The 24,418-nt window shown below is 65.7% G+C and carries 24 protein-coding genes; 11 read left to right on the top strand and 13 right to left on the bottom strand.

All coding sequences use genetic code 11. The features are described 5' to 3' along the window. The first annotated feature begins 100 nt into the window (after positions 1–100). Positions 101–358, top strand: a complete 258-nt coding sequence (locus tag XcyCFBP4188_RS15900; protein WP_006451048.1) for a hypothetical protein — start codon at positions 101–103, stop codon at positions 356–358. After that, positions 355–2,388 carry a type III secretion system effector XopF1 gene (xopF1, locus tag XcyCFBP4188_RS15895; protein ID WP_104592420.1) on the top strand — a complete coding sequence of 678 codons (2,034 nt, stop codon included), beginning with the start codon at positions 355–357 and terminating at the stop codon, positions 2,386–2,388. The genes XcyCFBP4188_RS15900 and xopF1 overlap by 4 nt, the downstream gene beginning before the upstream one ends. Before the next feature lie 111 nt (positions 2,389–2,499). On the opposite strand, the gene xopZ is transcribed toward xopF1, so the two are convergent. From xopZ to sctU, 13 genes are all read right to left on the bottom strand, one after another. Further along, positions 2,500–6,456 carry a XopZ family type III secretion system effector gene (xopZ, locus tag XcyCFBP4188_RS15890; protein WP_104592419.1) on the bottom strand — a complete coding sequence of 1,319 codons (3,957 nt, stop codon included), beginning with the start codon at positions 6,454–6,456 and terminating at the stop codon, positions 2,500–2,502. A 256-nt stretch (positions 6,457–6,712) separates the two neighbouring features. Further along, positions 6,713–7,744 (bottom strand): pectate lyase, encoded by a 1,032-nt coding sequence (locus tag XcyCFBP4188_RS15885; RefSeq protein WP_104592426.1) that lies wholly within the window; start codon positions 7,742–7,744, stop codon positions 6,713–6,715. 270 nt (positions 7,745–8,014) lie between these two features. After that, a complete protein-coding gene (locus XcyCFBP4188_RS15880) occupies positions 8,015–8,497 on the bottom strand; it encodes a CesT family type III secretion system chaperone (RefSeq protein WP_006451043.1) in 483 nt (160 codons plus the stop codon). 55 nt (positions 8,498–8,552) lie between these two features. Further along, the gene (gene hrpE, locus XcyCFBP4188_RS15875; RefSeq protein WP_104592418.1) at positions 8,553–8,825 is read right to left on the bottom strand and encodes an HrpE family protein; all 273 of its coding nucleotides are present in this window, start codon (positions 8,823–8,825) and stop codon (positions 8,553–8,555) included. An 85-nt stretch (positions 8,826–8,910) separates the two neighbouring features. Beyond that, on the bottom strand, positions 8,911–9,153 hold the full coding sequence (gene hrpD6, locus XcyCFBP4188_RS15870) for an Hrp regulator HrpD6 (protein ID WP_006451041.1): 243 nt from the start codon (positions 9,151–9,153) through the stop codon (positions 8,911–8,913). 10 nt (positions 9,154–9,163) lie between these two features. Beyond that, the gene (hrpD5, locus tag XcyCFBP4188_RS15865; RefSeq protein ID WP_104592417.1) at positions 9,164–10,111 is read right to left on the bottom strand and encodes an HrpD5 family protein; all 948 of its coding nucleotides are present in this window, start codon (positions 10,109–10,111) and stop codon (positions 9,164–9,166) included. Further along, positions 10,108–10,923, bottom strand: a complete 816-nt coding sequence (locus XcyCFBP4188_RS15860; RefSeq protein ID WP_104592416.1) for a 4-hydroxyphenylacetate catabolism regulator HpaA — start codon at positions 10,921–10,923, stop codon at positions 10,108–10,110. The genes hrpD5 and XcyCFBP4188_RS15860 overlap by 4 nt, the downstream gene beginning before the upstream one ends. Then, entirely contained in the window at positions 10,920–11,180 is a 261-nt protein-coding gene (gene sctS / locus XcyCFBP4188_RS15855; RefSeq protein ID WP_005994479.1) for a type III secretion system export apparatus subunit SctS, read from the bottom strand. Before sctS ends, XcyCFBP4188_RS15860 begins: the two co-directional genes overlap by 4 nt. A 4-nt stretch (positions 11,181–11,184) precedes the next feature. Then, positions 11,185–11,829 (bottom strand): type III secretion system export apparatus subunit SctR, encoded by a 645-nt coding sequence (gene sctR, locus XcyCFBP4188_RS15850; RefSeq protein ID WP_006451038.1) that lies wholly within the window; start codon positions 11,827–11,829, stop codon positions 11,185–11,187. Continuing rightward, positions 11,816–12,769 carry a type III secretion system cytoplasmic ring protein SctQ gene (gene sctQ, locus XcyCFBP4188_RS15845; RefSeq protein ID WP_174705852.1) on the bottom strand — a complete coding sequence of 318 codons (954 nt, stop codon included), beginning with the start codon at positions 12,767–12,769 and terminating at the stop codon, positions 11,816–11,818. Before sctQ ends, sctR begins: the two co-directional genes overlap by 14 nt. Positions 12,770–12,862: 93 nt before the next feature. Next, positions 12,863–13,498 carry a type III secretion system protein SctP gene (gene sctP / locus XcyCFBP4188_RS15840; protein WP_006451036.1) on the bottom strand — a complete coding sequence of 212 codons (636 nt, stop codon included), beginning with the start codon at positions 13,496–13,498 and terminating at the stop codon, positions 12,863–12,865. Continuing rightward, positions 13,498–15,420 carry an FHIPEP family type III secretion protein gene (locus XcyCFBP4188_RS15835; RefSeq protein ID WP_074058413.1) on the bottom strand — a complete coding sequence of 641 codons (1,923 nt, stop codon included), beginning with the start codon at positions 15,418–15,420 and terminating at the stop codon, positions 13,498–13,500. Before XcyCFBP4188_RS15835 ends, sctP begins: the two co-directional genes overlap by 1 nt. A gap of 8 nt (positions 15,421–15,428) precedes the next feature. Next, positions 15,429–16,502: a type III secretion system export apparatus subunit SctU gene (sctU, locus tag XcyCFBP4188_RS15830; RefSeq protein WP_006451034.1), complete on the bottom strand. Its 1,074-nt coding sequence runs from the start codon at positions 16,500–16,502 to the stop codon at positions 15,429–15,431. A 214-nt stretch (positions 16,503–16,716) separates the two neighbouring features. Between sctU and XcyCFBP4188_RS15825 the strand changes: the two genes are divergently transcribed. The 9 genes from XcyCFBP4188_RS15825 (at position 16,717) to sctC (ending at position 24,335) form a co-directional block, all read left to right on the top strand. Next, positions 16,717–17,172: an HrpB1 family type III secretion system apparatus protein gene (locus XcyCFBP4188_RS15825; RefSeq protein ID WP_006451033.1), complete on the top strand. Its 456-nt coding sequence runs from the start codon at positions 16,717–16,719 to the stop codon at positions 17,170–17,172. A gap of 31 nt (positions 17,173–17,203) precedes the next feature. Further along, complete coding sequence (locus XcyCFBP4188_RS15820; RefSeq protein WP_006451032.1) at positions 17,204–17,596, top strand: type III secretion protein HrpB2; 393 nt, start codon at positions 17,204–17,206, stop codon at positions 17,594–17,596. 1 nt (position 17,597) lies between these two features. Then, positions 17,598–18,362 carry a type III secretion system inner membrane ring lipoprotein SctJ gene (gene sctJ / locus XcyCFBP4188_RS15815; protein WP_006451031.1) on the top strand — a complete coding sequence of 255 codons (765 nt, stop codon included), beginning with the start codon at positions 17,598–17,600 and terminating at the stop codon, positions 18,360–18,362. 9 nt (positions 18,363–18,371) lie between these two features. Then, positions 18,372–19,001 (top strand): type III secretion protein HrpB4, encoded by a 630-nt coding sequence (locus XcyCFBP4188_RS15810; RefSeq protein WP_006451030.1) that lies wholly within the window; start codon positions 18,372–18,374, stop codon positions 18,999–19,001. Beyond that, complete coding sequence (gene sctL / locus XcyCFBP4188_RS15805; protein ID WP_043909229.1) at positions 18,986–19,687, top strand: type III secretion system stator protein SctL; 702 nt, start codon at positions 18,986–18,988, stop codon at positions 19,685–19,687. Before XcyCFBP4188_RS15810 ends, sctL begins: the two co-directional genes overlap by 16 nt. Further along, positions 19,677–21,005, top strand: coding sequence for a type III secretion system ATPase SctN (sctN, locus tag XcyCFBP4188_RS15800; protein WP_043909227.1), 1,329 nt, complete (start codon positions 19,677–19,679; stop codon positions 21,003–21,005). Before sctL ends, sctN begins: the two co-directional genes overlap by 11 nt. Continuing rightward, entirely contained in the window at positions 20,998–21,507 is a 510-nt protein-coding gene (locus XcyCFBP4188_RS15795) for a type III secretion protein HrpB7 (RefSeq protein WP_006451027.1), read from the top strand. The genes sctN and XcyCFBP4188_RS15795 overlap by 8 nt, the downstream gene beginning before the upstream one ends. Then, positions 21,504–22,334 (top strand): type III secretion system export apparatus subunit SctT, encoded by an 831-nt coding sequence (sctT, locus tag XcyCFBP4188_RS15790; protein WP_006451026.1) that lies wholly within the window; start codon positions 21,504–21,506, stop codon positions 22,332–22,334. Before XcyCFBP4188_RS15795 ends, sctT begins: the two co-directional genes overlap by 4 nt. A gap of 180 nt (positions 22,335–22,514) precedes the next feature. Beyond that, the gene (gene sctC, locus XcyCFBP4188_RS15785; protein ID WP_006451025.1) at positions 22,515–24,335 is read left to right on the top strand and encodes a type III secretion system outer membrane ring subunit SctC; all 1,821 of its coding nucleotides are present in this window, start codon (positions 22,515–22,517) and stop codon (positions 24,333–24,335) included. Positions 24,336–24,418 lie beyond the last annotated feature (83 nt).

Below are 24,418 nucleotides of genomic sequence, written 5' to 3'. Positions count from 1 at the left end.
ACTCCACTTGGCGGTGAAGTCGCTCAAGTCAGGTCGCCTGGGCCACTTCACAACCGTTGGTGTTGCGAATCGGAGTTGAAGCCGCCCGGCCTTTCCGGAAGTGATACTGCCACTGGCCGCACGCGAGCTCGGCGGCGATGAGGTGGTGACGCTGCTGGCGCTGCAGGAACAATTACTGACGCACTACGGATGGCGGCTTACGCTCTCGGATCTTGGGCTGCTGTGTGTCTGCCCGCTGTTGCTCGAGCGCACGCCCGATGCCGTGGCCACCGCGCTGGAGCGCGGGCAAGTGGTCGCCCGTGTGGTGCTGGACGCGCTGGTGACGCAGGCCGGCAGCCCGGCGGAGGTGGCCTCATGAAGCTCACCAGCGACATTGGGGCCTATTCCAAAGCCCGCGCAACCTCGCCTGCCCCCACACAGCCAACGCAGGCCGAGGAGGCCGCTGCAGCACCGCAGACGCGACCTCCAACCGGGCCGCTTGCGGGCTTACGTTCTCCGGGCCCGATGTTGCGTGGTAGTCGCGCAGCGTTTCCACGTCGCGCGACGACCGACGCAAGTCATGCCGAGTCCTCGCATGGCGCATCCCATCGCTCTGAGTCCTCGCAGTCGTCGCATTCTTCGGAGCTGACGGATGCAGCGTTTTACACTCCGCCGCTAAGCCCCGGGTCCTTGGTCAGCGATGTGTCGGACGCGCCTGCCGCGCCTGCCGTTGCAGCGACCTATGCGCAGCGCAGTGCGTCGACAGCCGCTGACTTGAAGGGGCAGATACGCGCACGCCTGGACAGACTGCCATTTGCAGCGCCGTCGGAGGAGCAGGAGGCGCTGCAGGCCGCGTATCTGGAATGGGCGGACGCGCGCGTGGATGAGCGCATCACTGCGTTCGGGCCGGATGCCGGATACCAGGTCGTCGGCGATATGAAGACGGCTGGCGCAAAGGCAGCGTGGCCGATCGCCTACGAGTGCCTCAACGCCTTCCTCATCACGGCGATGCGGAACCCGTTCGGTATAGCAGCGAGCGCCGCCTACGAAAGAACGCGCCCGCGCGGATCGGAGGCCGTGAGCACGGCGGCGCTTTTCGGTGCGGTGTCGGGATTGGCCTCGTATACCTGCCAGACCATGTTGATCCCGGCGATGGATCGGCGCGCGCGTGTCGCCAACTTGCCGCGGTTCAAGGCCATCGACCCCAAAATCCTGTTGCCCGATTCGCCGCCGGTATTATTGGAGATCACCGGCCAATGCAAGCGATTCACGCGCCCCGGCGAGGGCAACGCACCGACGCTCGCGGAGCTCAAGGCGCAGGCCTACGATCTGCGTGCAGGCATCGCCCACTGGCAATCGACATTGGACGACAAGTCCCTGGACACCTTGTTGCTCAAGCCGACAATCAATGCAGGATTCAATGCGGCGCGGCGAACCTCCGACGATCCGGATACGCTCACGCCAGCGGGCCAGCTGGGGTTGAGCGCACTCGCCATCGGCGGGGCAGGGGTCGTGCAGAAAGCCTTGCTTGAAACCGGCAAGGCAGTTGCGCGCACCGGCCAGATGAGCGTTCCCGATCTGCTGGGCGGACAACAGAGGTTGAATCTGTTTTCGCTGGCGTTGCCGGACAAGGCGCGTCGACCTGCGCAGTGGTCCGATGCCGTGCGATTCCCCCCGACCTATTTGCTGGAGACCGGTGAGGAAGCACTGGCTTTGGCCAGGCAGGCCTTCAAGACGACCAATGCAATGACAACTGCGGTGCGGGATGTGTTGGGCCGCCACGTGCTCGGCAATGTGTTGGCCAGTTTCGCTTCGCTCGGCGCCGGTCGCTTGATTGCTGCGCCGTTGCGTGGCGGTAACGCAAGCGGAGCCGTTGCGGGCGAAGCCGGCAACTCCACCGCCACGGTCGTGCAGCAGGCGGTGCAGACCCTGTTCAACGATACGGTCTGGAATGCGCTGAAGGCCAAGAACGGCGCCAACACCACCCAGGCGACGCGACTTGATCAGGAACGTGCCGTCACCGCAGCCAATCATCAACGCACCATCGCACGCACGCTTCAGGCGCTGGCCGAGCCCATCGACGAGGCGATCGCGCTGTTTTCGGCGCCGACACCGGCGCAGATTGCGCGCGCCCTGGAAGAGGGGGAGCGGCTTGCGCCTGCGCCGGGACCACAGGCGGGGAGGTTGCGCGAAGCCCTGGAAACATTGCGCGCGGAAATCGGCACGCAGTCCCCCTCGATTGCGACCATCGACACGGTGCGCGATGCGCTGCACGCCGGGCAGAAGGCGATGTTCAGCGGAGTGCCACGCAACGACCTGACCGCGACACTGGAAACCGGGTTAACGACGCTCAGGGACGCGTTGCACGAGAGCGAGAAACTGCGCCAGTGGGAAAGCGGCCGGCCGTGAGCGATCGATCGCGCGGGTGATCCGCTCGCGGATTCCACGCTGCAAGGACAGACGCAGTCGCCGTTGCGTCTGTCGCTTGCTGGTGCTCCCGGTGCCGGCCTAGCGCGTGGCTTACCTGCGAGCAGCGGGAGTGGGCGCTGCGGCGCGCGGCACCGCTTCGTACGCCGGCCATTGACCGACCGTGCGCATGGCCTCGGCGATGCGGTTGCGCTGGCGCTTGACGATGAAATCCACGCCACGCTCTTCGGTCAGTTTCGCCTTCTCGCGGACCAGCAGCAAGGTCGGCTCCCACACGTCGGGCTGCTGCAGCAACGCATCGAAGGCCGTGCGCTCGGCGAGTGCACGCGCGTGGTCACCCGCGTCCTGCGCCACCAGCGCAAGTGCCCGGTGTGCGTCCAGCAACGGCGCAGCGGCGCTGCGTAACGCCTCGTCGGCAAACAGTGCGGCCAGCGCGTTGCCATCGGCAAAACGCCTGGCCTGCTGCATGAAATGCTCCAGTTGCAGCTCTGCCAGCACCGGTTGCAAGGTCTGGTCGACATCGTTGCCCAGCTTGACCAGGCCGTAGTCGGCCCAGCGCTCCCACTGGGTGCGGACCAGGCGTTCGAACGCGGCGAATTGCGTGAAGTCGGTTGCGCGGTCGCTGCGGACCGGATCGATTTCGCCGCCGAACTGGAACAGCGTGCAGAACGCGGTGGCCACGACCGCGCTCACCTCGGCGACATAGCCGGCTTCGATTGCCGAGACCGTGGTGCTGGCAGCAGGCGTCGCCGATGTACCTTCGCGGCGCTGCTGGGCAACTGCCAGTTGTACGCCGGCCGTCAGGCGTGCGGCCGCTTCCACCCGGCGTGCGGCGGTGGCGTCGCAATACTGCGTAGTCATGTAGCCGGCTACGGTCGTCGACGTCCAGCCGAGGTCCTGGCGCGCTTTGACGCCGAGCCCGAGCGAGCCGCCCGCGCGGCGGCCGTGCGTATCGCCTGCGCGCAGGCCGGCGCTGACGCTGGCGCTGCATTCGGTTCCCTGGCTGACGCGTGCGGCTTGGTCGATCAGCCCGACGCTGGCCTCCGGATGCTCGGCCAGCAACGCATGCATCCAGTCCGCGCCGTGTGGCTGCTCTGGATGATCGGGTGATGCGCGGCGCACCAGATGCTCCAGCATGCGCAAAAACGCCTGCAACAGCGCCGGTTCGCGGCCCTTGCCCAGTCGGGGGATACGGATCTGCAGGCCATCTTCCACACCGACCTCGCGCCGATAGCGCCAGTCCACGGCGGCCGACACGCCGGCTGCCGCGTAGGCACCGTCCACAGCGATGCCATAGCCGGCAGTCAGGCCCGCACCGAGCTGGCGCTGCGTCGTGGATTGGCGACTGATCTGCAGGTATAGACCGGTACGTCCCATGTAGAACTCCAGCGAGGCATCGCGATTGCACTGCATGCTGGCGATCAGTCGCGCGCCCAGGCCGAACGCAGATCCTGCAACGGCAGCTGCCGCCGAAAGCGGTGCGAGATTGGCGCCCCAGGTCCGTTGGCAGGTCATCCGCCAGCGGTCGCGCCATTCCAGGTGCGAGAGCATGTCGCGCAGCAGGTCCAGCAATGCCTCGGGATGGGCCAGGGCCCCGGCACCGGTCTGCTTCGCCAACTGCAAGGTCTTGTCGATGGCGGTGTCGAAATGCGCCAGGCAGTCATCCGCATGTGCGAGCCACACTGCGGCCTGTGGCGAGGCCTCGCTCGGTTGCAGCTCGGCCGCTTGCTCTGCGTGCTCCGCCCGCACGGTAGACAGGCAGGTGCGCAACAGATCGAACGCGGCTGGCGCGGTGCAGCGGCCGCTTCGCACCTGCTCCCAGGCACGCCGCAATCCTTCCGGTGGCGCTGCCTGCACCGCTGCACCGCCCGGCATGCTGGATGCCTGTGCCTGATGGTGGTCGTGCAGCATCGCCGCACGTTCGGCGATGCGCGCCAGGGTGGCGGCATCGAAGACCATGCCGCTGCGGTCCACGTCCTCACCGACCCATTGCAGCAACTCGGCAGCCGCCTGCCAGTGCAACTCGGCCTGCGATGGCACACAGCCCTGCGGCCGGGCGGCGTGCAATGCGCCCAGGTAGCCGATCAAGGCAGCGCAGGCGTGTTCCAGGGTCAGGTTGGCGCGTCGACGCGGTGTCGGCAGTGCGGTAGCCGATGCGACCTCCAGCCCCTCCGACAAGGCATGCAGCGGATTGGGAGCGCTCGCGTGTGCGCCCCCAGGATGGGGCGAGGTGGCCGTGCGCACCGCCTCGCCGAATGCCTGCAGGTGGGCGTTTGCGCGCGCATACGCCGAGTCGGGAGCACGCGACTCGTAGCCGTTGCGCAGCGCATGGTAGGCCGCGCGTTCGTCGCTGCTGCAGGTCTGCAGCGCCTGCGCCGGGTCGGCCGCGTGCAGGGCACTCCCTGCCGCGCGCCGTGCACCGCTCAGCCAGCACCGCGTGGCGGCATCGTCCAGGGGCGTGGCGCGCAGCAGCGCATCGGCCCGTAATGCGATGCGCGCGATGTCCTGGCGGCCCGGGTCGGCGGCACGCTCGTGGCGTGCCTGGATCAACTGGCCAAGCACCTGGCGGCCGCGCGGCACGCGCGCCAGGGTCTCCAGCCAGCGCGTCGTCGCCGCCTCGATCGCTGCGCGAGGAATCCCGGCGTGCTCGCCCATCGTCGCGCCCTGTCGGGCATCGTGCTGTTGCGGATCGGCAGGGATCAGCGCGCTCCAGCTGCTGTTATGGACATGGTCGAAGGTGGCAAGCAGCAGCGCCGCCGCGTCAGCGCGGTTGTCGCCGAGCACACCGGCCACTGCCGAGCGCAGCGCGCCAAGCGCGATGGCCACGATGCCCGCTGCAGGCACCGCCTGGTCTCCGAAACGCGTTGTGGAGAGCCCGCTCGCCCATGTCGACAAGCGCTTGCGCAATGCGGTGGCCGCAGCGGCCTCGGTTGCGCTGGATGCGGTTTGCGCGATCTGCGCGGTAATCAGCGCGTCCGATGCGGTTCGAAGCGCCTGGCTGGCGCGCAGATCGTCGGCCGCTGCGGTGTCGACCTCCTGCGCGAGCGAGTGCGTCAGACCCGCCAGCGCCGGCAGCAGTGCACGCAGCTCGTCGGCGTGCGCAGCGGTCTCGAACAGGTCGCCAGCCACGATGTGCGCAGACTGCAGCGCCTGCGCCAGGGTGGTGTCGAGGCTGGCGGCACGCACTTGCAGGCACTGCAGCGAGGCCTGCTGTTTCTCGCGCAGGGCAGACAGATGGCGCGCGTGCTCGTGCAGCTTGCGGATGCGATCCAGCTCGGCTTCGTGCTTGAGCATGTCGCGCAGGCGCGGTCGACGATCGCTTGCCGCAGGCGCGGGCATGGCCGTCAGTTGGTCCAGTTGCTGCTGCAGCTGTTGCTCGGTGTGCGCCAGGCGCTCGCTGCAATCGGCGATGTGTTTGCGTAGTAGCGCGTTCCAGGTGGCCAGCACCTGTTGGCGTTTGCGGGTGTCGTTGGCACGGTCGGCCAGGCGCGGTGCGCGTCTGGCATGCAAGCCGGTGTCCTGCTCCAGGCGATCGAGATGCAGCTGCACCAGGCGCTGCAGCGCTGCGGCCTTGCGCACGGCGATCTGGGCATCGCTCAGCCGTTGCGAGGCGGAGAATGCCGCTGTCTGCAAGGGAGCCAGTGCGTGCCAGTCGCCCGGTTCCGATCGAGCGGGTGGTGCAGGCTGCGCAGACGTGCCCTGGTAGCGCAGCAGGCGCGTGTGGTCGGGAGTGGCCTGCCGGGCGATGCCCACCGCCGTGCCGGCGAGCCGGGCGAGCTTCTGCAACGACTTGCGCACGCCGCGCAGCCTGCCTGTCTCGCGCGGCGCAGGCGTGCCCTGTCCGGTGTCGGCAGCAGCTGCGGTGTAACGATGTACCCGTGCGGCCACATCCATTTCTGCAGCGCGTGCCTCGGACTCGGCCGCGGGCCCATCCAGTTGATGCAGTCGGTGATGGGCCTGCTTGTGCGGCGCCGGCGTGCCGGCATGCGCCTCGCCATGGCTGTTGCCAGGCAGCCCGAGTGTCACGGTGGCGGAGCGGATACGGGTCAAGGTCGATCTCTCGCGTGTGGCGGTTCGCGTCCGACTGTGCTCGCTGCTGCTGTAAAGCCGCACTGGGCGAGCGGCCCGTTTGCACATGGCAGCAGTGTCTGCTTACCGCGACGCAGTGCGTGCCGCGCAGGCGTCGCAGCGATGATGGTCGGTCTGCGGTCATCGCCTACGACGGCGGGCACTGACGCCCGGCAGATGCGGCAACCATGCATCTGCCGGGCGCGATCGACGCGCTGCGACGGTGCAGCGCGCGCGATCAGCCGCTGTAGGGCTTGTGGCCGATACGTGTCGCACCTATCGCCTGGGAAGCGTCCAGCACAATCGCCTCGTTGGGCGCATCGGTCTTCAGGTTTGCCAGCGTCACCGTCGCGCCGGGCGCGTCGGTCCGGAACACCGCTTCCTTGACCTGGTTGAACTCGCAATTCTCGACCTGAAGGTGCGAGTCGATATCGGCATGCCCACCGTTGGTGCGGAAGACCTTGCTGGCACCCTCGACGGTGTCGCCCGACATCACCACGTCGGCAGCGCCGTTGTCCTGCACGACCTTGTCTGCGGCGTTCTTGAACGTGCAATTGATGATCTCGACCTTCGGCCGGCCGACGACCTCGGGGCTGCAACCGGCAATCCCCGCATCGTGCTCACGGTTGCCCTGCCCATCGATGGTGACGGCATCCTCGCTGACATCCTCGTTGACGCAGTTGACCATCTTGCCGCTGGCCATGAAATGCACACCGTCGCCGCCGCCAGTCATGTGGACATTGCAGAGACTGCCGCCGTCCTCGACGATGAACAGCGGCTGCTGGTGCTCGTCCTGATCGCCTTTGCCCAGGCAAGGGCCGCCGACGTATAGCTGGTTCTTGCCGTCGAACACCTCGCCCTTGTGCACCACGATGGTCTTGTTCTGGATGCCGGCTGGCGCGGTGACGACCTTGCCGGGAGGCAGTGGCGCCTGCGTGCCGGTCGGGCCTGGCGTGCCGTGAGCACCGTCGGTGGGCGTGGGTGTGGGTGTCGCCGAGTGACCCGGGTTGGTGGGCGATGCGTCGTTGCCGGTTCCCGTTCCCGTTCCGGATGTGTTGCTGCCGTTGCCACCGTTGTTGCCATTGCCATTGCCATTGCCGGCACCACTGCCGCTGCCGTGTTGCCCGCCGGGGTTGGTGGAACACGGCGGGTTCGATGGCGGCATAGAGGGTGTCGGATTGAAGTTGGTCGGTTGCTGACCGTCACTGGATGGCTGATCCTGTGGCTGCATCATGTCGCTGAGCAGGCGTTGCATGCAGTACGCCAGCATGCTCATGATCACCGCGGTGAGGGCTTGCTGCTCCGAAGGGGAGAATGAGGACGGCTGTAAGCTCGCAGTGCTATGTGAGGGAATGGCGAGATTCATTGGCGAGTGTCCTTGCAAGAGATGAATGGCGGACGAAATCCTGCGGTGGGGAAATAACTGCGCGACAGCGCAGCGATGCGATACAGCGCAGCGGATGCGCAAGGCGCCGGCAGCGTGCTGCGCAGTCGTGCATGTCTGGCTAACACCATCGGCATGCAGGCAACGCCAAGCACCTCACGCGCGTAGCCACAGATAGTTTCCCGTTGCGATTCCTTCGAACATTTCGTCGTGTGCAATGAAGATGTTGTTGTTCCAGTAACGGCCATGCTCGGCGTAATGGGCGAGCAGATCGCAGATCCAGGCGCCGTCGACGTCGTCGTCCAGCGGAACGCGCACGACCAGCACGATTACGCCGGCATCGTTCAATCCGAGTTGCGCCTGGTCCTGCGCATATACCGACAGGTTGGCTTCCAGCAGCAGCCGGAAGACCGTCAGGGTGCGTCCCGCAGGAGCAAGGCCGTAGGAGATGCGTAGGTAAAGCGCTTCTTCTTCAGGCGCTTGCTGTGCGTCATCGTCGGTCTGGGCTGCAGGCATGTGCAGATAGACTTCAAACCCTTCCACCCAGAGCACGCGACTGCTAAGCACCGCCTGCACATCCGGCAGGTCCAGTGCTTCGCACATCTGCTGAACGATCGCTTCGAATCGGGCGCTGCTCATCTGTCTTACGACATGCGCAGGGCCATGCACCGGCCCTGCGTCATGTCATGGCCTATTACTGGCCAACCAGCTGCTTCGCGTTGTCGCCTGCCTTGCCGATGAATTTGTTGAGCGCCACGTTGAAGTCAAGTTCGTTCTTCTTCGCGGTCAGGTAGTTGTTCATGCGCTCCTGTTCTGCGGCATTTTTGCCAATGCCACCCATCAGACTATCAATCTGATTTTCCGAGGTCTGAGTGCTAGTGTGATTGTCAAATCTGCTTGAAAAGTCTGATCCAAGCAGATCCCCGCCCTGGCCGAATCGCGGCCCTATCGATTGTAAATCTGACATATAAATACTCCTTAGCTAAAGAGAAGTAACGTGGAGCGCTTGTCGGCGCGTTTTGCTTGACCAACGTGGCCAAGAAACTCGATGATCAAGGCATGCTGGCGATGTGCGCGACGATGTCGCGCGCAGCGTTGATGCCGTCGTGCAAGGCAGTGAAATCGTTGCGCGCAGCCTGATCGCTTGCGGCGGACCAGTGCACACGGAGTTGTTGCGCTGTCGCGTGCAGCGCTGCCTCAATGTTGCGCAGTCGCTCGCCGGAGACATCCAGCGCCTTGGTCTGCAAGATCTTGCTCATATCCTGGGTGACCGTGTCGGTCATGGCATCGAACATGGTGCGGTTCTCATGGCGCCGCTTGCTGCGGCAGGGAAGTCAGGTGCTTGGTGCCGTCCGGCGTCTCCACATAGTGCAGACCTTCGACCAACAGGGCGGCGTCGTAGTTGGCGGGCGTTTTCACAGAAGGGTCCTGCTGGGCGATGTCCACGTGCAGCTTGCGGATTTCCGGGCCCAGATCGCTGCGCAGATCGGCGATACGCCGGATCGCGCGCTCTGCGTTGTCGCTGCTGCCGGCAATGGAGAAAACGCCCTGGCCGTCGTAACGCACGCTCAGGTCGCGGTCGGCCAGGGTATCGCGCAGGGTTGCCAGTACCTCATCCACCACCACCACATCGACCGTGACCGCATGCTGATACCGATGCAGTTGCGCGCGCAGGCGTGCCGCATCCGCGCTGCTTGTCACCAGGCCCTCGACCCGCACGCGCGAGCCGACCTGCTCCACGCGCGCTTCGCGCAAGCCCAGCTGTTTGAGCACGAATCGCACCTGATTGAGCTGGTTGTCCTGGCTGCGCGGGGGAGCCGCATCGGAGAGGAAGGCCGGGAGCAGGGAGGGCAGCAGTGCCGCGGCGGCCAGCGCTAGCATGGCGCCCACCACTGCACGCAGTGCGTTGCGCCTGGACCTGCGTGGCGAAGGCGCTGCCGGCGTCGCGGCGGGCGACAGTAGCTGCTCCAGCAGCGCAACATCGTCCGGCCAATCGGCCGCAGCATCGCCGATGCAGAGCACCAACGGACCAAAGCGCACCGGATGCAGCGCAACAAACGCTGTCGTCGGCAACGCGTCGCTGCGATAACGCACTTGACCATCTGCATCCACCTCGATGATGAGCGAACAATCAGGCCAATCTTCAATCCGGATTTCGGCTTGGGGATCGGCGCCTAACGTATAGCTGCCTGGCTGCAAATCTAATCTTGCGCCGGCATGGATTCCCGTCAGCACGCGAAGTTGCATGATCATGCGCGAATCTCCTGAGCGGTCCCATCGTGGTGTTCAATCAATAGCGTGTTCAAACGCGTGATGGCACGCGCGCGATCCAGGCGTTTACGCGGTTTTTCTGCGTTGAGCAGCATCAACGGCAGCAGCAGATGGAAACTGCGCAGTGCAGGCGATGCATCCGGTTGCGCCGGCACCAGATCCAGCAGGCGCTTGCGCAAGGCCTGCAGGGTTTCGGCAGCTGCGCCTGCGCTGCCCGAGCGCAGATGCTCGCGCATCACCCTCCAGACCATGGTCGTCAACTGTGCTGCGGCAGGATGGGCGACACCGATCGCACGCAACTCAACCAGCGCAACGGCAAGCGCGTGTCGCCGGATCGTCTGGTCGGCGGCAGGGGTTGCCGCGTAGCGGTCGAGCACGTCCTGGACGCTGGCACGGACGCTGTCGTCTACCTGCGATGGCGCGGCGATCGGCCACGTACCGGCCTGCGGATCGCTGGCCTGTGCGTTGCCGCCCTCGCCGTGCTGATCATCCTGGCGTTGCCCCTGGCCCTGTGGCTGAGCGACTGCGATGCTGACCCGGCCGCGCAGCGCCGCGACGCGTGCCGCTTCGGCTTCTTCCAGTGCGGTGGCGTCGAGTTCGTCGTCCATGCCATCCAGCGAGCGCATGCCGCGTCGCCGCTTGCGCGGCGGGGCGGGGCGCAGACGGGGTGCATGATGTGCCGTGTCCTCCAGCGCCTGCACGCCAGCCTGCGGCGCATCGGCATGGTGGTGCGACGCGCCGGGCGTGCTCGGCAGCGATGGCGGCACAGCGCCTGGCGAAATGCGCCGGATCATGGAAAGGCCGCCTGCATCAGCGCCTGACCGAACTGCATGATTGCCGAGGCGCCCCAGGGCGCAGTGACCGCGATGGCAGCCACCACCACCACCAGCTTGAGCGCGAACGAGATCGAGGCATCCTGCAGCGACATCACTGCCTGGATGAAGGCGATCAGCAGCCCGGCCACTGCGGCCACGCCGACCACCGGCAACGACACCTTGAGGCACAGCAACAAGGCTTCGGAAGTGAATCGCACCAGATCGTCATGGTCCATGGCGTCACCGGTAACTCAGGACCAGGCCGTGGATCAGCATGGACCAGCCATCCAGCGCCACGAACAACAGCAGTTTGAACGGAATGGCCACGTTGGTCGGCGTCACCTGCGAAAGGCCCATCGCCATCAACGCATTGGCCACCACCAGATCGATCACGATGAAGACCAGATACAGCAGGAATCCGATGCGGAACGCCTCGGTCAGCTCGCTCAGCGTGAATGCCGGTGCCAGCACAAGAAGGTCGTCCGGCTTGAGCGTATCGGCCTTGTCCTTGGGCCAGATCTGCTGCGCCGAGCGAATGAAAAAGGCTTTCTCGCGCTCGCGGGTGTGCTTGAGCAGGAACTGCCGAAACGGTTCGCGGCAGGCATCGAGCAATACCACCACACGGCTGTTGTCGGCACCGGGACTGTAATTCTGCGCGGCCTTGAACGCTTCCATGCCCACCGGCGCCATCACAAAGCACGACACCAGCAACGCGACGCCGTTGAGCACCATGTTCGGCGGCACCTGCTGTACGCCGATGGCATTGCGCAGCAAGCCGAGCACGACCACGATCTTGGTGTAGGAGGTGACCACCATCGCTGCGAAGGGCAGCAGCCCCAGCATGATGACCACCAGCAGTAGCGAGCCGACATCAGGCATCTGCATGAGGGATCTCCGACATGCTTAGGATCTGCACGCCGAGATGTTCGCCTACCGCCAGCAGCCTACCGACGCCGATGGTCTGCCCGTAGACGACCAGGCGGATGTCGGCCTGATCCACCGGCACCGACAGTTCGAGGATCTGGCCGGGCTGCAGGCCCGACAGCACGGACAGAGACAGCGCAAGCTGGTCCACCTCCAGCTGTACGGGCAGTTCCAGTGCCGCCACATCGGTGGCGGGCGATGAGGAGTCGGACGCGGGCATATCGTGCTGCATGGTGGGGGCAGTCTCCAGAATCATCTGTTGCAGGGTCAGGCGTACCGGAGCGCGCAACACCGCACCCCCAGGGATGCCCCAGAGCAGCTCGCCGCTGCGCACGGGAGCCGTGGCGAGCGCGTGCAACAGGACATCGCCCGGGCGCAGCGATTGCAGCAACGCCGCCGCCGCCGTGCGCTGGCCGATACGCAGGCGCGTGGTCACCCGCAGTGCGCTCATCCAGGCCGGCAGTGGCGATGGCTGAGCCAGCGCAGCGCTTGCCGTTTGCAGCGCGGCAAGCAGCAGCGGGCTGGCGGTCTCTGCGATCGCGTCGATGCCGCCCAGCGTGATGCCGATATCGAGGCGATCGACTGCATCCGCACAGCGCTCGAAGGCGACCACCTCGGCAGCGCCTAGTCCGAGTGGTTCCAGGGCGTGCAGATCATCGCTCAACAGCACACCGGCGATCGCCACGCGCAGGGCGTCATCGGCTTCGTTCAACAGCAGCGCCAGGCCGTCGCGTGCCGCGATCCGCAGCTCCAGGCTGCCGCTGTCGAACTGCAGCTGCAGGCGCGCGGCGTCCGCAGCCCGGATGCCGCAGCGTTGCGCGGTGTAGCCGCAACGCTGTGCGGCACGCGGATCGCAAAGCACTCTGCCCAGCTGCGCGCGCACGGCGGGCACGTGGGTCAGCGCCTGCGACAAGTCGCGTGCCGGCGACGTCAGGCTCGGCTCTGTTGACAACACGGCGTCCCTCGCTGTGGCTGGTCTGCTGCACATGCAGCGCTAGACGACCTCGATGCTGATCTGAAGCGTGTCGCTGAGCGCAGCCTTCAATGCGGTATCCAAACGTTTTCTTCCATTCAAAAGTACCTCGCGCGTCTCCGGCGAGCCGCTGTCGAAGCGAAGCGATAGCTGGTCTGGCGAAAGCCGCAAGAACAGCGTGGTCTGCGGCAGGATGTCGTGGTTGATCTCCAGCCACGCTTCCCAGATACCTGCGCCGCGTACCGGCGTGGCGTTGCAAAACTCGGCCACCCGCAGCGCGATGTGATTGATGGCCAGCTGCGCGCGTTGGGTGCGGATCCACTCGGTGGCGATCTGCCGACCCAGTGCGTCGCCGTCATCGCCTCGGGCGATCTGTCGACGATTGCCGTCATCCAGGCAGGGCGTTGCGCTTGGCAGCGCTGCGGGGCCGTGATCGTCGCTGGCAGCATCCACCACGTCCGGCAGCGTCGGATCGTCGTCGCGGTCCTCCGGCAATACCGTGTCCGGCAATCCGGCCAGCACGCTGCTCAGGCGTCGGCGCAGTTGCAGGAAGCTGACACGTTGCGTGGCACGCGCAGGTGCTGGCGCTGCGTGCGCCTGCAGCGGTGCGCCGGCAATCGGCAGGATGCGCACGTGGCGGACCGGTGGCTTGCGCATCAGGCCACCACTCTGCCGATCGGCTGCAGCTGCACCTCTGCGCCCAGTTCCTGGAACGAATACACCTCCAGCCAGTCCAGGCGTGCCTCGATCATGCGGCGCACATAACGCCGCACGTCCATCGATGCGACCACTGCCAGTGGATGCCGCGCCTGATCTTCGACGATGCGTTCCACCTGCTCGACCAGCTGATTGGCCTGCTCCGGTGGCAGCGCCAGAAAATTGCCGGCCGGTGTGGCGCGAATCGACTGCCGGATCAACTGTTCCACCGCGTGGTCGAGCATCACCGCAGGCAGCTGCCCGGTGCCTGCGGTCGCGGTGTGCGCAAGATAGCGGCCGAGATCGCAGCGCACATACTCGGTCAGCATCAGCAGATCCTTTTCCTTCGGTCCCCACACCACCAGGCTCTCCAGGATGCTCTTGATGTTGCGCACCGGGATGCGTTCTTCCAGCAGCCGCCGCAACACATCGGCGATGCGCTGGGCGGGCATGGCCTTGTTGACCTCTGCAACCAGCCCGGGATAGTCCGCGCCCACCTGTTCCAGCATCCACTGCGTCTCCTGGATGCCGACGAACAGATGCGCGCGTGCATGCAGCGGCGCGATGGCCTGTTGGGCCAGCGCTTTTTGCATGTCAGCCGTATCGCTCAATACGCTGCGGGTTTCCGGCACATCGTGGATCAACACTTCGTATTGCATGTCCTGCAGTGATTCGCTCTGCCAGATCGCGATCCCCGGAAACGGCAGGCCCAATAGCTCCACCAATTGCCGGCGCTCACTTTCGATCGCCTGATCCAGCAGCGCCGGGTCGAGCCGCGCAGCCAGTTGCGGCGACAGCCGCATCGACAGGGGCGAGGCGAAATCCGGCGCGCTCTTGCGGATATGCGGCGCATCGCCCTTGGCGCCCTTGCGGCTGGTCGATGGCAGCGTGGGCTGATCGGTACCGCTGACATCGCGCTGCTTGCGCCAGATCGTATAGCCGCCTGCGCCCACTGCCGCCGCCAGCAGCAGGAACAGCAGCGCGGGAAACCCCGGAACGAATGCGAAGCAGGCCAGCAGGACGCTGGCTGCCAGCAACGCGCGGGCATTGCTGGTGAGCTGGCGGCCGATGTCGAGCCCGAGCGAGCTGATCTTGGCCTCGTTCTCGTTGGCCACGCGGGTGATCATGACGCCGGCCGCCACCGAGATCAGCAGCGAGGCGATCTGCGACACCATCGCATCGCCGACCGACAGGATCGCAAAGCGGTTGGCCGCCTCGCCTGCGCTCATGCCGTGGTAGGTCACGCCCACCACGATGCCGGCCAGGATGTTCACCATGGTGATCACCAGGCCGGCGATGGCGTCGCCCTTGACGAATTTCATGGCCCCATCCATGCCGCCGTGCAGTTGACTCTCGATGGCCAGCCGCGCGCGTTTGCTGCGCGCTTCGTCCGCGGTCAGGTTGCCGCCGCGCAGGTCGGCATCGATGCTCATCTGCTTGCCGGGCATCGCATCCAGGGTGAAGCGCGCCCCGACCTCCGCAACGCGCTCGGAACCCTTGGCGATGACAATGAACTGGACCGTGGTGATGATCAGAAACACCACCAGGCCCACCACCAGGTTGCCGCCAACCACCAGCTCGCCGAAGCTCTCGATGATGTGGCCAGCCTCGGCATGCAGCAGGATCGATTTTGTCGATGCGATGTTCAACGACAGCCGCAGCAGTGTGGTGAACAGCAGCAACGAGGGAAACGACGACAGCGAGACCGAGTCGGGTACATACATCGTGACCATCAGCAACACCACGCTCAGGGTGATGTTGATGCCCAGCAGCGTATCGATGAGTGGGGTTGGAAGCGGCAGGATCATCAAGCCGATGACCGCCACCACCAAGGCGGCGATCGCCACTTCACCGGTGTATGCAAAATAACGGGTCACTCGCATGCCATCTCCTAGCAGGGCAGCGGGCCGCTGCGTTCATCGTTGTCGCGGCCCAGGTCTTCGACCCAGCGCAGTACGACCGCAACTGTTTCGAATAGCGACTCAGGAACTGCGTCACCTAGATCGACCTCATGCAGAGCACGTGCCAGCGGTGGGTTCGCGACGATCGGAATGCCCTGGTTTTGCGCATATGCACGCAGTTCCAGCGCACCGTCGTCCACGCCCTTGGCAACCACCTGCGGCAGACCGAAGCCGTCCGGTTCGTAGGCGAGCGCGACTGCGTAATGGGTCGGGTTGACCACCATCACCTTGGCCTTGGCAACGCGCTCGCGCGGGTCGCCGAAGACCAGTTCCTTGGCGAATTCCTTGCGTTTTCCCTTCAGTTCCGGGTCGCCTTCGCTCTCCTTGTGTTCGCGCTTCTGCTCGTCCTTGCTCATGCGCTTGTCACGAATGAACAGCCAATGCTGCACGCTCCAATCTGCCGCGCCGACCAGCACGAACACCAGGACCGCCAGGGCGCACAGAATGCCCAGCGCACGCCAGCAGATCTGGGCGATGTAGGGCGTCGGCTCGTAGACGAGCCCGATGATCGTCGGCATCAGTGCGCGAAGGCCGTACCACAGCACCACGCCGATCACGGCTGCCTTGATGCCCAGCTTCATCAGGTCGATGAAATTCTTCAACGAAAAAATTTTCTTGAAGCCGTTCACGGGGTTGAGCGAATCGAACTTGGGCGTGACCGGTTTGAGCGAGGCATTGAGCCCGGTCTGCAGAAAGGTGCCGATCAATCCCGCGGCCAGGCAGGCCGCCACGAAGGGCAGCGTCAGCAGCACTGCCTGGATGCCGATGCGACCGAGCGCACGCTGCAAGGCGGTGGCATCGCGCGTATTGGTAGTGAAATCGAAACCGATCGACATCAATGCACGCAGGTGTTCGACAAAATAGCTGCCTGCCAGCTTCATCACCAACAGCGCAGCCAGCAGCACCGCGGCGGCAGTGACATCCGGGCTGATCGGGACTTCCCCATCCCTGCGCGCATCCTGCAGTTTCTTTTCGGTCGGCTTCTCGGTCTTCTCATCCGACATTGGCGATCTCCGGCCGCTGTTGCTGCACGCCCATAATGGGCGTGCAGCCGCCAGACGGTCCGCTTCCAAGGCGAACGTGTGCATGGGGGCGCGAAGCAGGATCTGTTTGTTCGCGATGGCATTCCGATGTTCGCTTCTGAAAAGTCTTCCTTGGCGCGGACGCGTAGCGTTATGCACGCATGCTGTCCACAGCCATTGAATGACGAGGTGCGGTATGGAAAAGATTGAGTGTCCCGGTTCGGTCGTGAGCGGGCTGATCGAACTGATCACGGTCGGGCTGACCCACGAAAAACTCGAAGAGGCCGCAGTGGTGCTGGCCGCCGTGAGGGTACTGCGGCCAGAGCTGAAGGCGCTGGATACCTTCGATGCCTGGATTGCGATCAAGCGCGGCAGTTATCTGGAGGGCGCGCGCCTGCTGCGTGATCTTGAGGCCGATGCGGGCTCCAAGCCGTTGTGCAAGGCGCTGTACGCGTGTTGCTTGTTTGCGGTGGGCGACGCGTCCTGGCATGGCATTGCAGACGGTCTGATTGAAGAGGACGCCGATGCCGACGCCGTTGGCCTGGTCAAGGCGCTGTCAGGACGCTATACCCCGGCACCCGCGCCGCTGGAAGCGGGGGCCGAATCTGCCGCGCCGATGGAAGTTCCCAACGCCCAGTATCTGCGCGCCTGAGCCAGACTCCCCCCAGCCTGCGGAACACGTCATGACGCTCATTCCTCCTGTCCCAGCAATCACAGCCAGTACCGGCCTGTCCACGCCGGCGGTGTCGCCGACAGCGGCGCCGAACCAGGCGCTCGTCAACCGCTTCCAGGCGCTGATGCAGTCCTCCAGCCCGTTGCCGCCAGCCATGCAGCGTGTGGGCGAGCCGAGCATGATGAGCCGCATGGTCGACGTGCAGAACGATGGCGTGAGGACCATCACCGAGCATATCGATGCCTTCAGCATGCAGGCGCCGACCATGGGTCTGCAGGAAATGGCTTCGCAACAAATGAAGTTGATGCACGAGCTGACGATGGTTGGCTTCAACCTCAATGTCAGCGTCGGCGTGGCACAGTCGGGCAAGAACGCCGTGCAGACGCTGTTCAAGAACCAATAGCATGCGAAAGCTCAGATACCTGCTGGTGTTGCTGCTGGCACTGCTGCTGTCTGGCTGCGACCAGCAGCTCTATTCCGGGCTGACCGAGAACGACGCCAACGACATGCTGGCCGTGCTGCTGACGGCTGGTGTGGATGCAGAAAAGCTCACGCCCGACGACGGCAAGACCTGGGCAGTCAACGCGCCGCACGATCAGGTCGCGTACGCATTGAACGTGCTGCGCACGCATGGCATGCCGCATGAGCGACACGCCAATCTCGGCGAGATGTTCAAGAAGGACGGCCTGATCTCCACACCCACCGAAGAACGCGTGCGCTTCATCTACGGCGTGTCGCAGCAGCTGTCGCAGACCTTGTCGAATATCGACGGCGTGATCGCGGCCGATGTGCAGATCGTGCTTCCCAACAACGACCCGCTGTCCACCTCGGTCAAACCCTCCAGCGCTGCGGTGTTCATCAAGTTTCGCGTCGGTAGCGATCTGACCAGCCTGGTACCCAGCATCAAGACGCTGGTGATGCACAGCGTGGAAGGACTGACCTACGAAAACGTCAGCGTCACGCTGGTGCCGGGCGGGGCGGAGAGCGATGCGCAGCTCTCTGTGGCGGCGCCTGCGCGCGCATGGCCGTGGCCGTGGCTGGCCGGATGCGCGCTGGCGCTGTGCGTGGCGATTGCTGCGGCAGCGCTGTACTGGTGGCCGAGCGCCGATGCACGCCGCTGGGGCGGCTGGCAGCGCCTGCGCGCGTTGTCCAGAAAACATGCTGGGTGAGGCCGGCGGATGGACAAGGCACGCATCGACAACGCGGCACTGTGGCTTCAGCGATGGACGGCGGCCGTGTCCATGCTGGCGCAATCGCTGGAGGCAGAGCGGGTGGCGCACTGGCTGGGTCCGGTCGCTGCGTTGGGCTGGGAACGGGCACCGGAGCAGCGCCGTGTGCGCGTGATCCAGGCCTGGTCGGGATGCTCGCGCATGCAGGTTTCGGCGCTGGATCCGCTGGCCAATCGGTTGGTCGTGCTCGCGCCGGATCTGCTCGCCAAGGTGTTGATGAGCCGCGCAGTGTTTTCGCGCGCACTGGCGCTGCGCCGCTGTATCGAACGCGAGCGCCTGACCTGGTTCGAGCAGTGGGTGGGGCCGGCGGTGCTTGAGCATGTGCGCCATCGCGCAGTCACCGGCATGACAGTGCCGCTGTTGCCGCGCGATGCCGAGCACGCGGCATGGATCGGCGATGGCTGGCGTCGAATGGAGGCCGATGGTGCCTGGCCAGACCCCTGCATCGCCAAGGTGTTGGCGCTGTCCTTGCCGTTGGGCGCTGCCAAGGTGGCGCCCATCGCGGCAGATGGCGCGAGCGCTGCGTTTCTGCAGGCGCTGCCTATCTTGTTGCCGGAGCTGCCATGCGTCTTTGGCTAAGGTCCACACCGGAGGCAGTCGGCCTGGACTGCGAGGTCATCCCACGCGAGGCATTGGCCTGTGTGCTGGAACTGGACGCAGCGACTGCACAGGTGCACGCGCGGTGCGCGCAGACGCTGGCGGACGCCCAGGCGCATGCGCAGGCGCTGATCGACGACGCCCAACAACAGGCCGAGACGATCCTCCAGGATGCCCAGGACAAGGCCGAGCGCAGTGCACGCCTGGGCTATGCAGCCGGGCTGCGCCGTCAGCTCGACGCGTGGAACGAGCGCGGCGTGCGGCATGCCTTCGCGGCCGAGGACGCCGCGCAGCGCGCCCGCGCGCGTCTGGCCGAGATCGTCGCACACGCTTGCGAACAGGTCCTCCACGGGCACGACCCCGCTGCGCTGTACGCGCGCGCCGCACAGGCGCTGGATGGCGCCCTGGACGAGGCGAAAGCCCTGCGGGTGAGCGTGCATCCCGATGCGCTGGACGACGCACGGCGCGCCTTCGATGCGGCCGCCGCGGCCGCAGGCTGGGCCATGCCGGTGGAACTGTGCGGCGATGCGACGCTGGCCTTGGGTGCCTGCGTGTGCGAATGGGATACCGGCGTGTTCGAGACCGATCTGCGCGATCAGCTGCGCAGCCTCCAGCGGGTCATCCGCCGCGTGCTGGCCGCGCCACAGGCGGTGCCGGATGTCTGCTGAGATGCCGGTGCTGGAGGCAACGCTCGAGCGCGAACTGGCCGCGCTGGCCTTCGGCCGTCGCTACGGCAAGGTGGTCGAGGTGATCGGCACCATGCTCAAGGTCGCCGGGGTGCAGGTCAGCCTGGGCGAGGTATGCGAGTTGCGCCAGCGTGACGGCACGCTGTTGCAACGTGCCGAGGTGGTGGGCTTCAGCCGCCATCTCGCCTTGCTGGCGCCGTTTGGCGAGCTGGTGGGCTTGTCGCGCGAGACGCGCGTGATCGGATCGGGGCGCCCCTTGGCGGTGCCGGTCGGGGAGGCGCTGCTGGGGCGCGTACTCGATGGCCTGGGTGAGCCGGCGGACGGCCAGGGGCCGGTCGCCGGCGACGGCTGGGTGCAGATCCAGGCACAGGCGCCGGATCCGATGCGCCGGCGCCTGATCGAACAGCCGCTACCGACCGGTGTGCGCATCGTCGATGGCCTGATGACGCTGGGCGAAGGCCAGCGCATGGGCATTTTCGCCGCAGCCGGCGTCGGCAAGAGCACCTTGATGGGGATGTTCGCGCGCGGTACGCAGTGCGACGTCAACGTGATCGTGCTGATCGGCGAGCGCGGGCGCGAAGTGCGTGAATTCATCGAGATGATTCTTGGCCCAGACGGTCTGGCGCGCAGCGTGGTGGTGTGCGCCACCTCCGATCGCTCCTCGATCGAGCGCGCCAAGGCCGCCTATGTCGGCACCGCCATCGCCGAATATTTTCGCGATCAGGGCATGCGCGTTCTGCTGATGATGGACTCGCTGACACGCTTTGCCCGCGCGCAACGCGAGATCGGTCTGGCCGCCGGCGAGCCCCCCACACGGCGCGGCTTCCCGCCGTCGGTGTTCGCCGAGTTGCCACGCCTGCTCGAACGTGCCGGCATGGGCGAGACGGGCTCGATCACCGCGTTTTACACCGTGCTGGCCGAAGACGACACCGGCAGCGATCCGATCGCCGAGGAGGTGCGCGGCATCCTGGATGGCCATCTGATTCTGTCGCGTGAGATCGCCGCCAAGAACCAGTATCCGGCCATCGATGTGCTGGGAAGCCTGAGCCGGGTGATGAGCCAGATCGTGTCTGCCGAGCAACGCCAGTACGCCGGCCAGCTGCGGCGCCTGCTGGCCAAGTACAACGAGGTGGAGACCTTGCTGCAGGTCGGCGAGTACCGCCAGGGCAGCGATGCGGTCGCCGACGAGGCGATCGCCAGGATCGATGCGATTCGCGACTTCCTCAGCCAGTCCACCGATCAGCTCAGCGACTATGACGCCACCCTGGAGCAGCTTGCCGGCGTGATCGACGATGCGTGAGCGTGCCGGCACCTGGGCCACGTTGCAGCAGTTGAAGACGCGCCGTTACCAGCGGATGCAGGAGCGCCTGAGCGACTGCAGGCGGGCGCTCGAGCAGTGCGACCGCGAGCGCGCCAGTTGCAGTCAGGAGGCCAACGCCTGCACCACGCGCCTGGAGGCGTTCGATACCACGCTGGCCGACAAGGCCGGCGCGGGTGAGCCGATCGGCATCGAGGCGATCCTGCAGCACCAGCGCTTCCGCACGGTGCTGGAAGACCGCTGCCGCGCCGCAGAGCAGGCGCTGGTCGCAGCGACGCAGGCGTTGCAGAGCGCACGCGATGAGGCCGCAACGGTGCAACAGGCAGTGAGCAAGCTGCAGGCGCAGGCGGATGTGTACGCAGAAAACGCCGCCCGCGCGCAGCGTGCCTGGCAAGCCCAACGCGAAGCGGCCGAAGAGGAAGACGCGATCGACGCCTTGCTCGGGCTGCGGTTGCATCGTGCCGCGCGCGGAGTGGGGCAATGAACGACACCGCCACCGCACTGCTGGCATTGTCATCCCAGGGCGTGTCGCTGCTGACCCTGCTGGCGCTATGCGGGGTGCGGGTGTTCGTGATGTTTTTCGTGCTGCCGGCAACGGCGCAGGACAGCCTTCCCGGAATGGCGCGCAACGGTGTGGTGTATGTGCTCAGTTCGTTCATCGCCTACGGACAACCGGCCGATGCGCTGGCCAGAATCGAAGCGACCGGCCTGGTCGGGCTGGTATTCAAGGAAGCCTTCCTCGGCCTGCTGATCGGGTTTGCCGCATCCACGGTGTTCTGGGTTGCCGAGAGTGTGGGCCTGCTCATCGACGATGTGTCCGGCTACAACAACGTGCAGATGACCAACCCGCTGAGCGGTGAGCAGAGTACGCCGGTCTCCACGGTGTTGATGCAGTTGGCAATCGTGTCCTTCTACGCGCTGGGCGGCATGCTGATGCTGCTGGGTGCGCTGTTCGAATCGTTTCGCTGGTGGCCGCTGAGCCAGCTCACGCCGGACATGGGCGCGGTCGCCGAGTCCTTCGTCATCCAGCAGACCGACGGCATGATGACCGCAATCGTCAAGCTGGCCGCACCGTTGATGCTGGTACTGGTGCTGGTGGATCTGGCCATCGGCTTTGTGGCGCGCGCCGCCGACAAGCTGGAACCCTCGAATCTGAGTCAACCGATCCGTGGGATATTGGCGCTGCTGCTGCTGGCATTGCTGACCAGCGTGTTCATCGCGCAATCCGGTGACGCTCTCGGCTTCCTCCATTTCCAGCAGCAGTTGCACGATGCCGCGAACGCCGGCGGCAAGGGGGGCGCAGCGAATTGATCATTGTTGAGACATCGCCTGCCGTGCGCTGCCTACACTGAGTCGCACGCGCCCTCGATGTGCTGCTCGACGCTGCAGTACGCAGCACGGCGCTGCATCCGGCACGCAATCCCCGGCCGACGCCTGCCCGCCAGGCGCCGCCCTATCGACTTCTTTCACTTGCCTCGCAGAGGGAACGCCATGGCATACGCCTGTCCTCCAGTTCACCGCCATCGACGTGCGCCATTGGCCGCCGCGTTGCTATTGAGCCTGCTGCCGCTGCTGCCGCCGCATGCCGATGCTGCGCAGGTGCCGTGGCATTCGCGCAGCTTCAAATACGTCGCCGACCACAAGGATCTCAAGGAAGTGCTGCGCGACCTGTCCGCCAGCCAATCCATCACCACCTGGATTTCACCGGAAGTGACCGGCACGCTCAGTGGCAAGTTCGAGGCCAGCCCGCAGAAATTCCTCGACGATCTGTCTGCGACGTTCGGCTTCGTCTGGTATTACGACGGTGCCGTGCTCAGGATCTGGGGCGCCAACGAAACCAAGAATGCAACCTTGAATCTGGGCGCCGCGTCCACCAGTGCGCTGCGCGATGCGCTTGCGCGCATGCGGCTGGACGATCCGCGTTTTCCGGTCCGTTACGACGAGGCGGCGCACGTGGCGGTGGTGTCCGGCCCGCCGGGTTATGTGGATACCGTCACCGCAATCGCCAAGCAGGTCGAGCAGGGCGCACGCCAACGCGACGCTACCGAAGTGCAGGTATTTCAGCTGCATTACGCGCAGGCGGCCGATCACAGCACCCGCATCGGTGGGCAGGACGTCCAGGTGCCGGGCATGGCGAGCCTGTTGCGCAGCATGTACGGCGTGCGTGGCGCGCCCACGGCGGCGCTGCCCGGGCCGGGCGCCAATTTCGGGCGGGTGCAACCGATCGGCGGTGGCTCGTCCAACACCTTCGGCAACAACGGTCAGGGTCAGAATGGCGGTGGCGGCAACACCGGTATCCTCGGATTGCCTGCGTCGTGGTTCGGCGGTGCCTCGCCGTCCGATCGCGTGCCGGTCAGCCCGCCGTTGCCGGGCAGTGGCGCCAATGCGCCGGCCAGCGTGTGGCCGGAGATGAGCCAGGCCCGCCGCGATGCGCCGCTGGCGGTGGACGCCGGCAGCGGCGGCGAGCTGGCCTCCGACGCGCCGGTGATCGAAGCCGACCCGCGCACCAACGCCATTCTCATTCGCGACCGCCCCGAGCGCATGGCCGCCTATGGCACGTTGATCCAGCAGCTCGACAACCGCCCCAAGCTGCTGCAGATCGATGCCACCATCATCGAGATCCGCGACGGTGCCATGCAGGATCTCGGCGTGGACTGGCGGTTCCACAGCCGGCGTGTGGATGTGCAGACCGGCGACGGGCGTGGTGGCCAGCTTGGCTACGATGGCAGCTTGAGCGGTGCAGCAGCAGCGGGTGCAACCGCGCCGTTGGGCGGGACGTTGACCGCTGTCCTTGGCGATGCAGGGCGTTACCTGATGACGCGCGTCTCGGCGCTCGAGCAGACCGACAAGGCCAAGATCGTGTCCACCCCGCAGGTGGCGACGCTGGACAACGTGGAAGCGGTGATGGATCACAAGCAACAGGCATTCGTGCGTGTCAGCGGTTACGCAGCCGCAGACCTCTACAACCTGTCCGCAGGTGTGTCGCTACGCGTATTGCCGAGTGTGGTGCCGGGCTCGCCAAACGGACAGATGCGGCTGGATGTGCGTATCGAAGACGGGCAGTTGGGCGCCAATACCGTCGATGGCATTCCCGTCATCACCTCCAGCGAGATCACCACGCAGGCATTCGTGAACGAGGGCCAGAGTCTGCTGATCGCCGGGTATGCCCAGGATACCGATCAGACCGATCTGAACAAGGTCCCCGGGCTGTCCAAGATTCCCCTGGTGGGCAACCTGTTCAAGCATCGCCAAAAGAGCGGCTCGCGGCTGCAGCGGTTGTTCTTGCTGACCCCGCATATCGTCTCGCCCTGAGCAACGCTTCGGGGTGTAGCCGATGCTGTGAGAACGTGCAGGCTGCCGCGTGGCGCTGCAGCCTGCACGCATCGGCAATCAGG

The sequence above is a fragment of the Xanthomonas hortorum pv. cynarae genome (genome assembly GCF_002939985.1).
Taxonomy (GTDB): Bacteria; Pseudomonadota; Gammaproteobacteria; order Xanthomonadales; family Xanthomonadaceae; genus Xanthomonas; species Xanthomonas hortorum_D.
The sequence above is the reverse complement of the archived record's forward strand: the minus strand, read 5'-3'. Positions and strand labels throughout refer to the sequence as shown.

Bases quoted from the DNA above. Each gene is read 5' to 3' on its own strand.
- XcyCFBP4188_RS15820 (WP_006451032.1), top strand. From the start codon at position 17,204: ATGACGCTCATTCCTCCTGTCCCAGCAATCACAGCCAGTACCGGCCTG.
- hrpD5 (WP_104592417.1), bottom strand. From the start codon at position 10,111: ATGATCATGCAACTTCGCGTGCTGACGGGAATCCATGCCGGCGCAAGA.
- hrpD6 (WP_006451041.1), bottom strand. From the start codon at position 9,153: ATGTTCGATGCCATGACCGACACGGTCACCCAGGATATGAGCAAGATC.
- sctS (WP_005994479.1), bottom strand. From the start codon at position 11,180: ATGGACCATGACGATCTGGTGCGATTCACTTCCGAAGCCTTGTTGCTG.
- sctT (WP_006451026.1), top strand. From the start codon at position 21,504: ATGAACGACACCGCCACCGCACTGCTGGCATTGTCATCCCAGGGCGTG.
- xopF1 (WP_104592420.1), top strand. From the start codon at position 355: ATGAAGCTCACCAGCGACATTGGGGCCTATTCCAAAGCCCGCGCAACC.
- XcyCFBP4188_RS15860 (WP_104592416.1), bottom strand. From the start codon at position 10,923: ATGATCCGGCGCATTTCGCCAGGCGCTGTGCCGCCATCGCTGCCGAGC.
- XcyCFBP4188_RS15885 (WP_104592426.1), bottom strand. From the start codon at position 7,744: ATGCTGGCGTACTGCATGCAACGCCTGCTCAGCGACATGATGCAGCCA.
- XcyCFBP4188_RS15795 (WP_006451027.1), top strand. From the start codon at position 20,998: ATGCGTGAGCGTGCCGGCACCTGGGCCACGTTGCAGCAGTTGAAGACG.
- sctU (WP_006451034.1), bottom strand. From the start codon at position 16,502: ATGTCGGATGAGAAGACCGAGAAGCCGACCGAAAAGAAACTGCAGGAT.
- sctR (WP_006451038.1), bottom strand. From the start codon at position 11,829: ATGCAGATGCCTGATGTCGGCTCGCTACTGCTGGTGGTCATCATGCTG.
- sctC (WP_006451025.1), top strand. From the start codon at position 22,515: ATGGCATACGCCTGTCCTCCAGTTCACCGCCATCGACGTGCGCCATTG.
- sctP (WP_006451036.1), bottom strand. From the start codon at position 13,498: ATGCGCAAGCCACCGGTCCGCCACGTGCGCATCCTGCCGATTGCCGGC.
- hrpE (WP_104592418.1), bottom strand. From the start codon at position 8,825: ATGTCAGATTTACAATCGATAGGGCCGCGATTCGGCCAGGGCGGGGAT.
- XcyCFBP4188_RS15825 (WP_006451033.1), top strand. From the start codon at position 16,717: ATGGAAAAGATTGAGTGTCCCGGTTCGGTCGTGAGCGGGCTGATCGAA.
- sctL (WP_043909229.1), top strand. From the start codon at position 18,986: ATGCGTCTTTGGCTAAGGTCCACACCGGAGGCAGTCGGCCTGGACTGC.
- sctN (WP_043909227.1), top strand. From the start codon at position 19,677: ATGTCTGCTGAGATGCCGGTGCTGGAGGCAACGCTCGAGCGCGAACTG.
- XcyCFBP4188_RS15810 (WP_006451030.1), top strand. From the start codon at position 18,372: ATGGACAAGGCACGCATCGACAACGCGGCACTGTGGCTTCAGCGATGG.
- XcyCFBP4188_RS15880 (WP_006451043.1), bottom strand. From the start codon at position 8,497: ATGAGCAGCGCCCGATTCGAAGCGATCGTTCAGCAGATGTGCGAAGCA.
- XcyCFBP4188_RS15835 (WP_074058413.1), bottom strand. From the start codon at position 15,420: ATGCGAGTGACCCGTTATTTTGCATACACCGGTGAAGTGGCGATCGCC.
- sctJ (WP_006451031.1), top strand. From the start codon at position 17,598: ATGCGAAAGCTCAGATACCTGCTGGTGTTGCTGCTGGCACTGCTGCTG.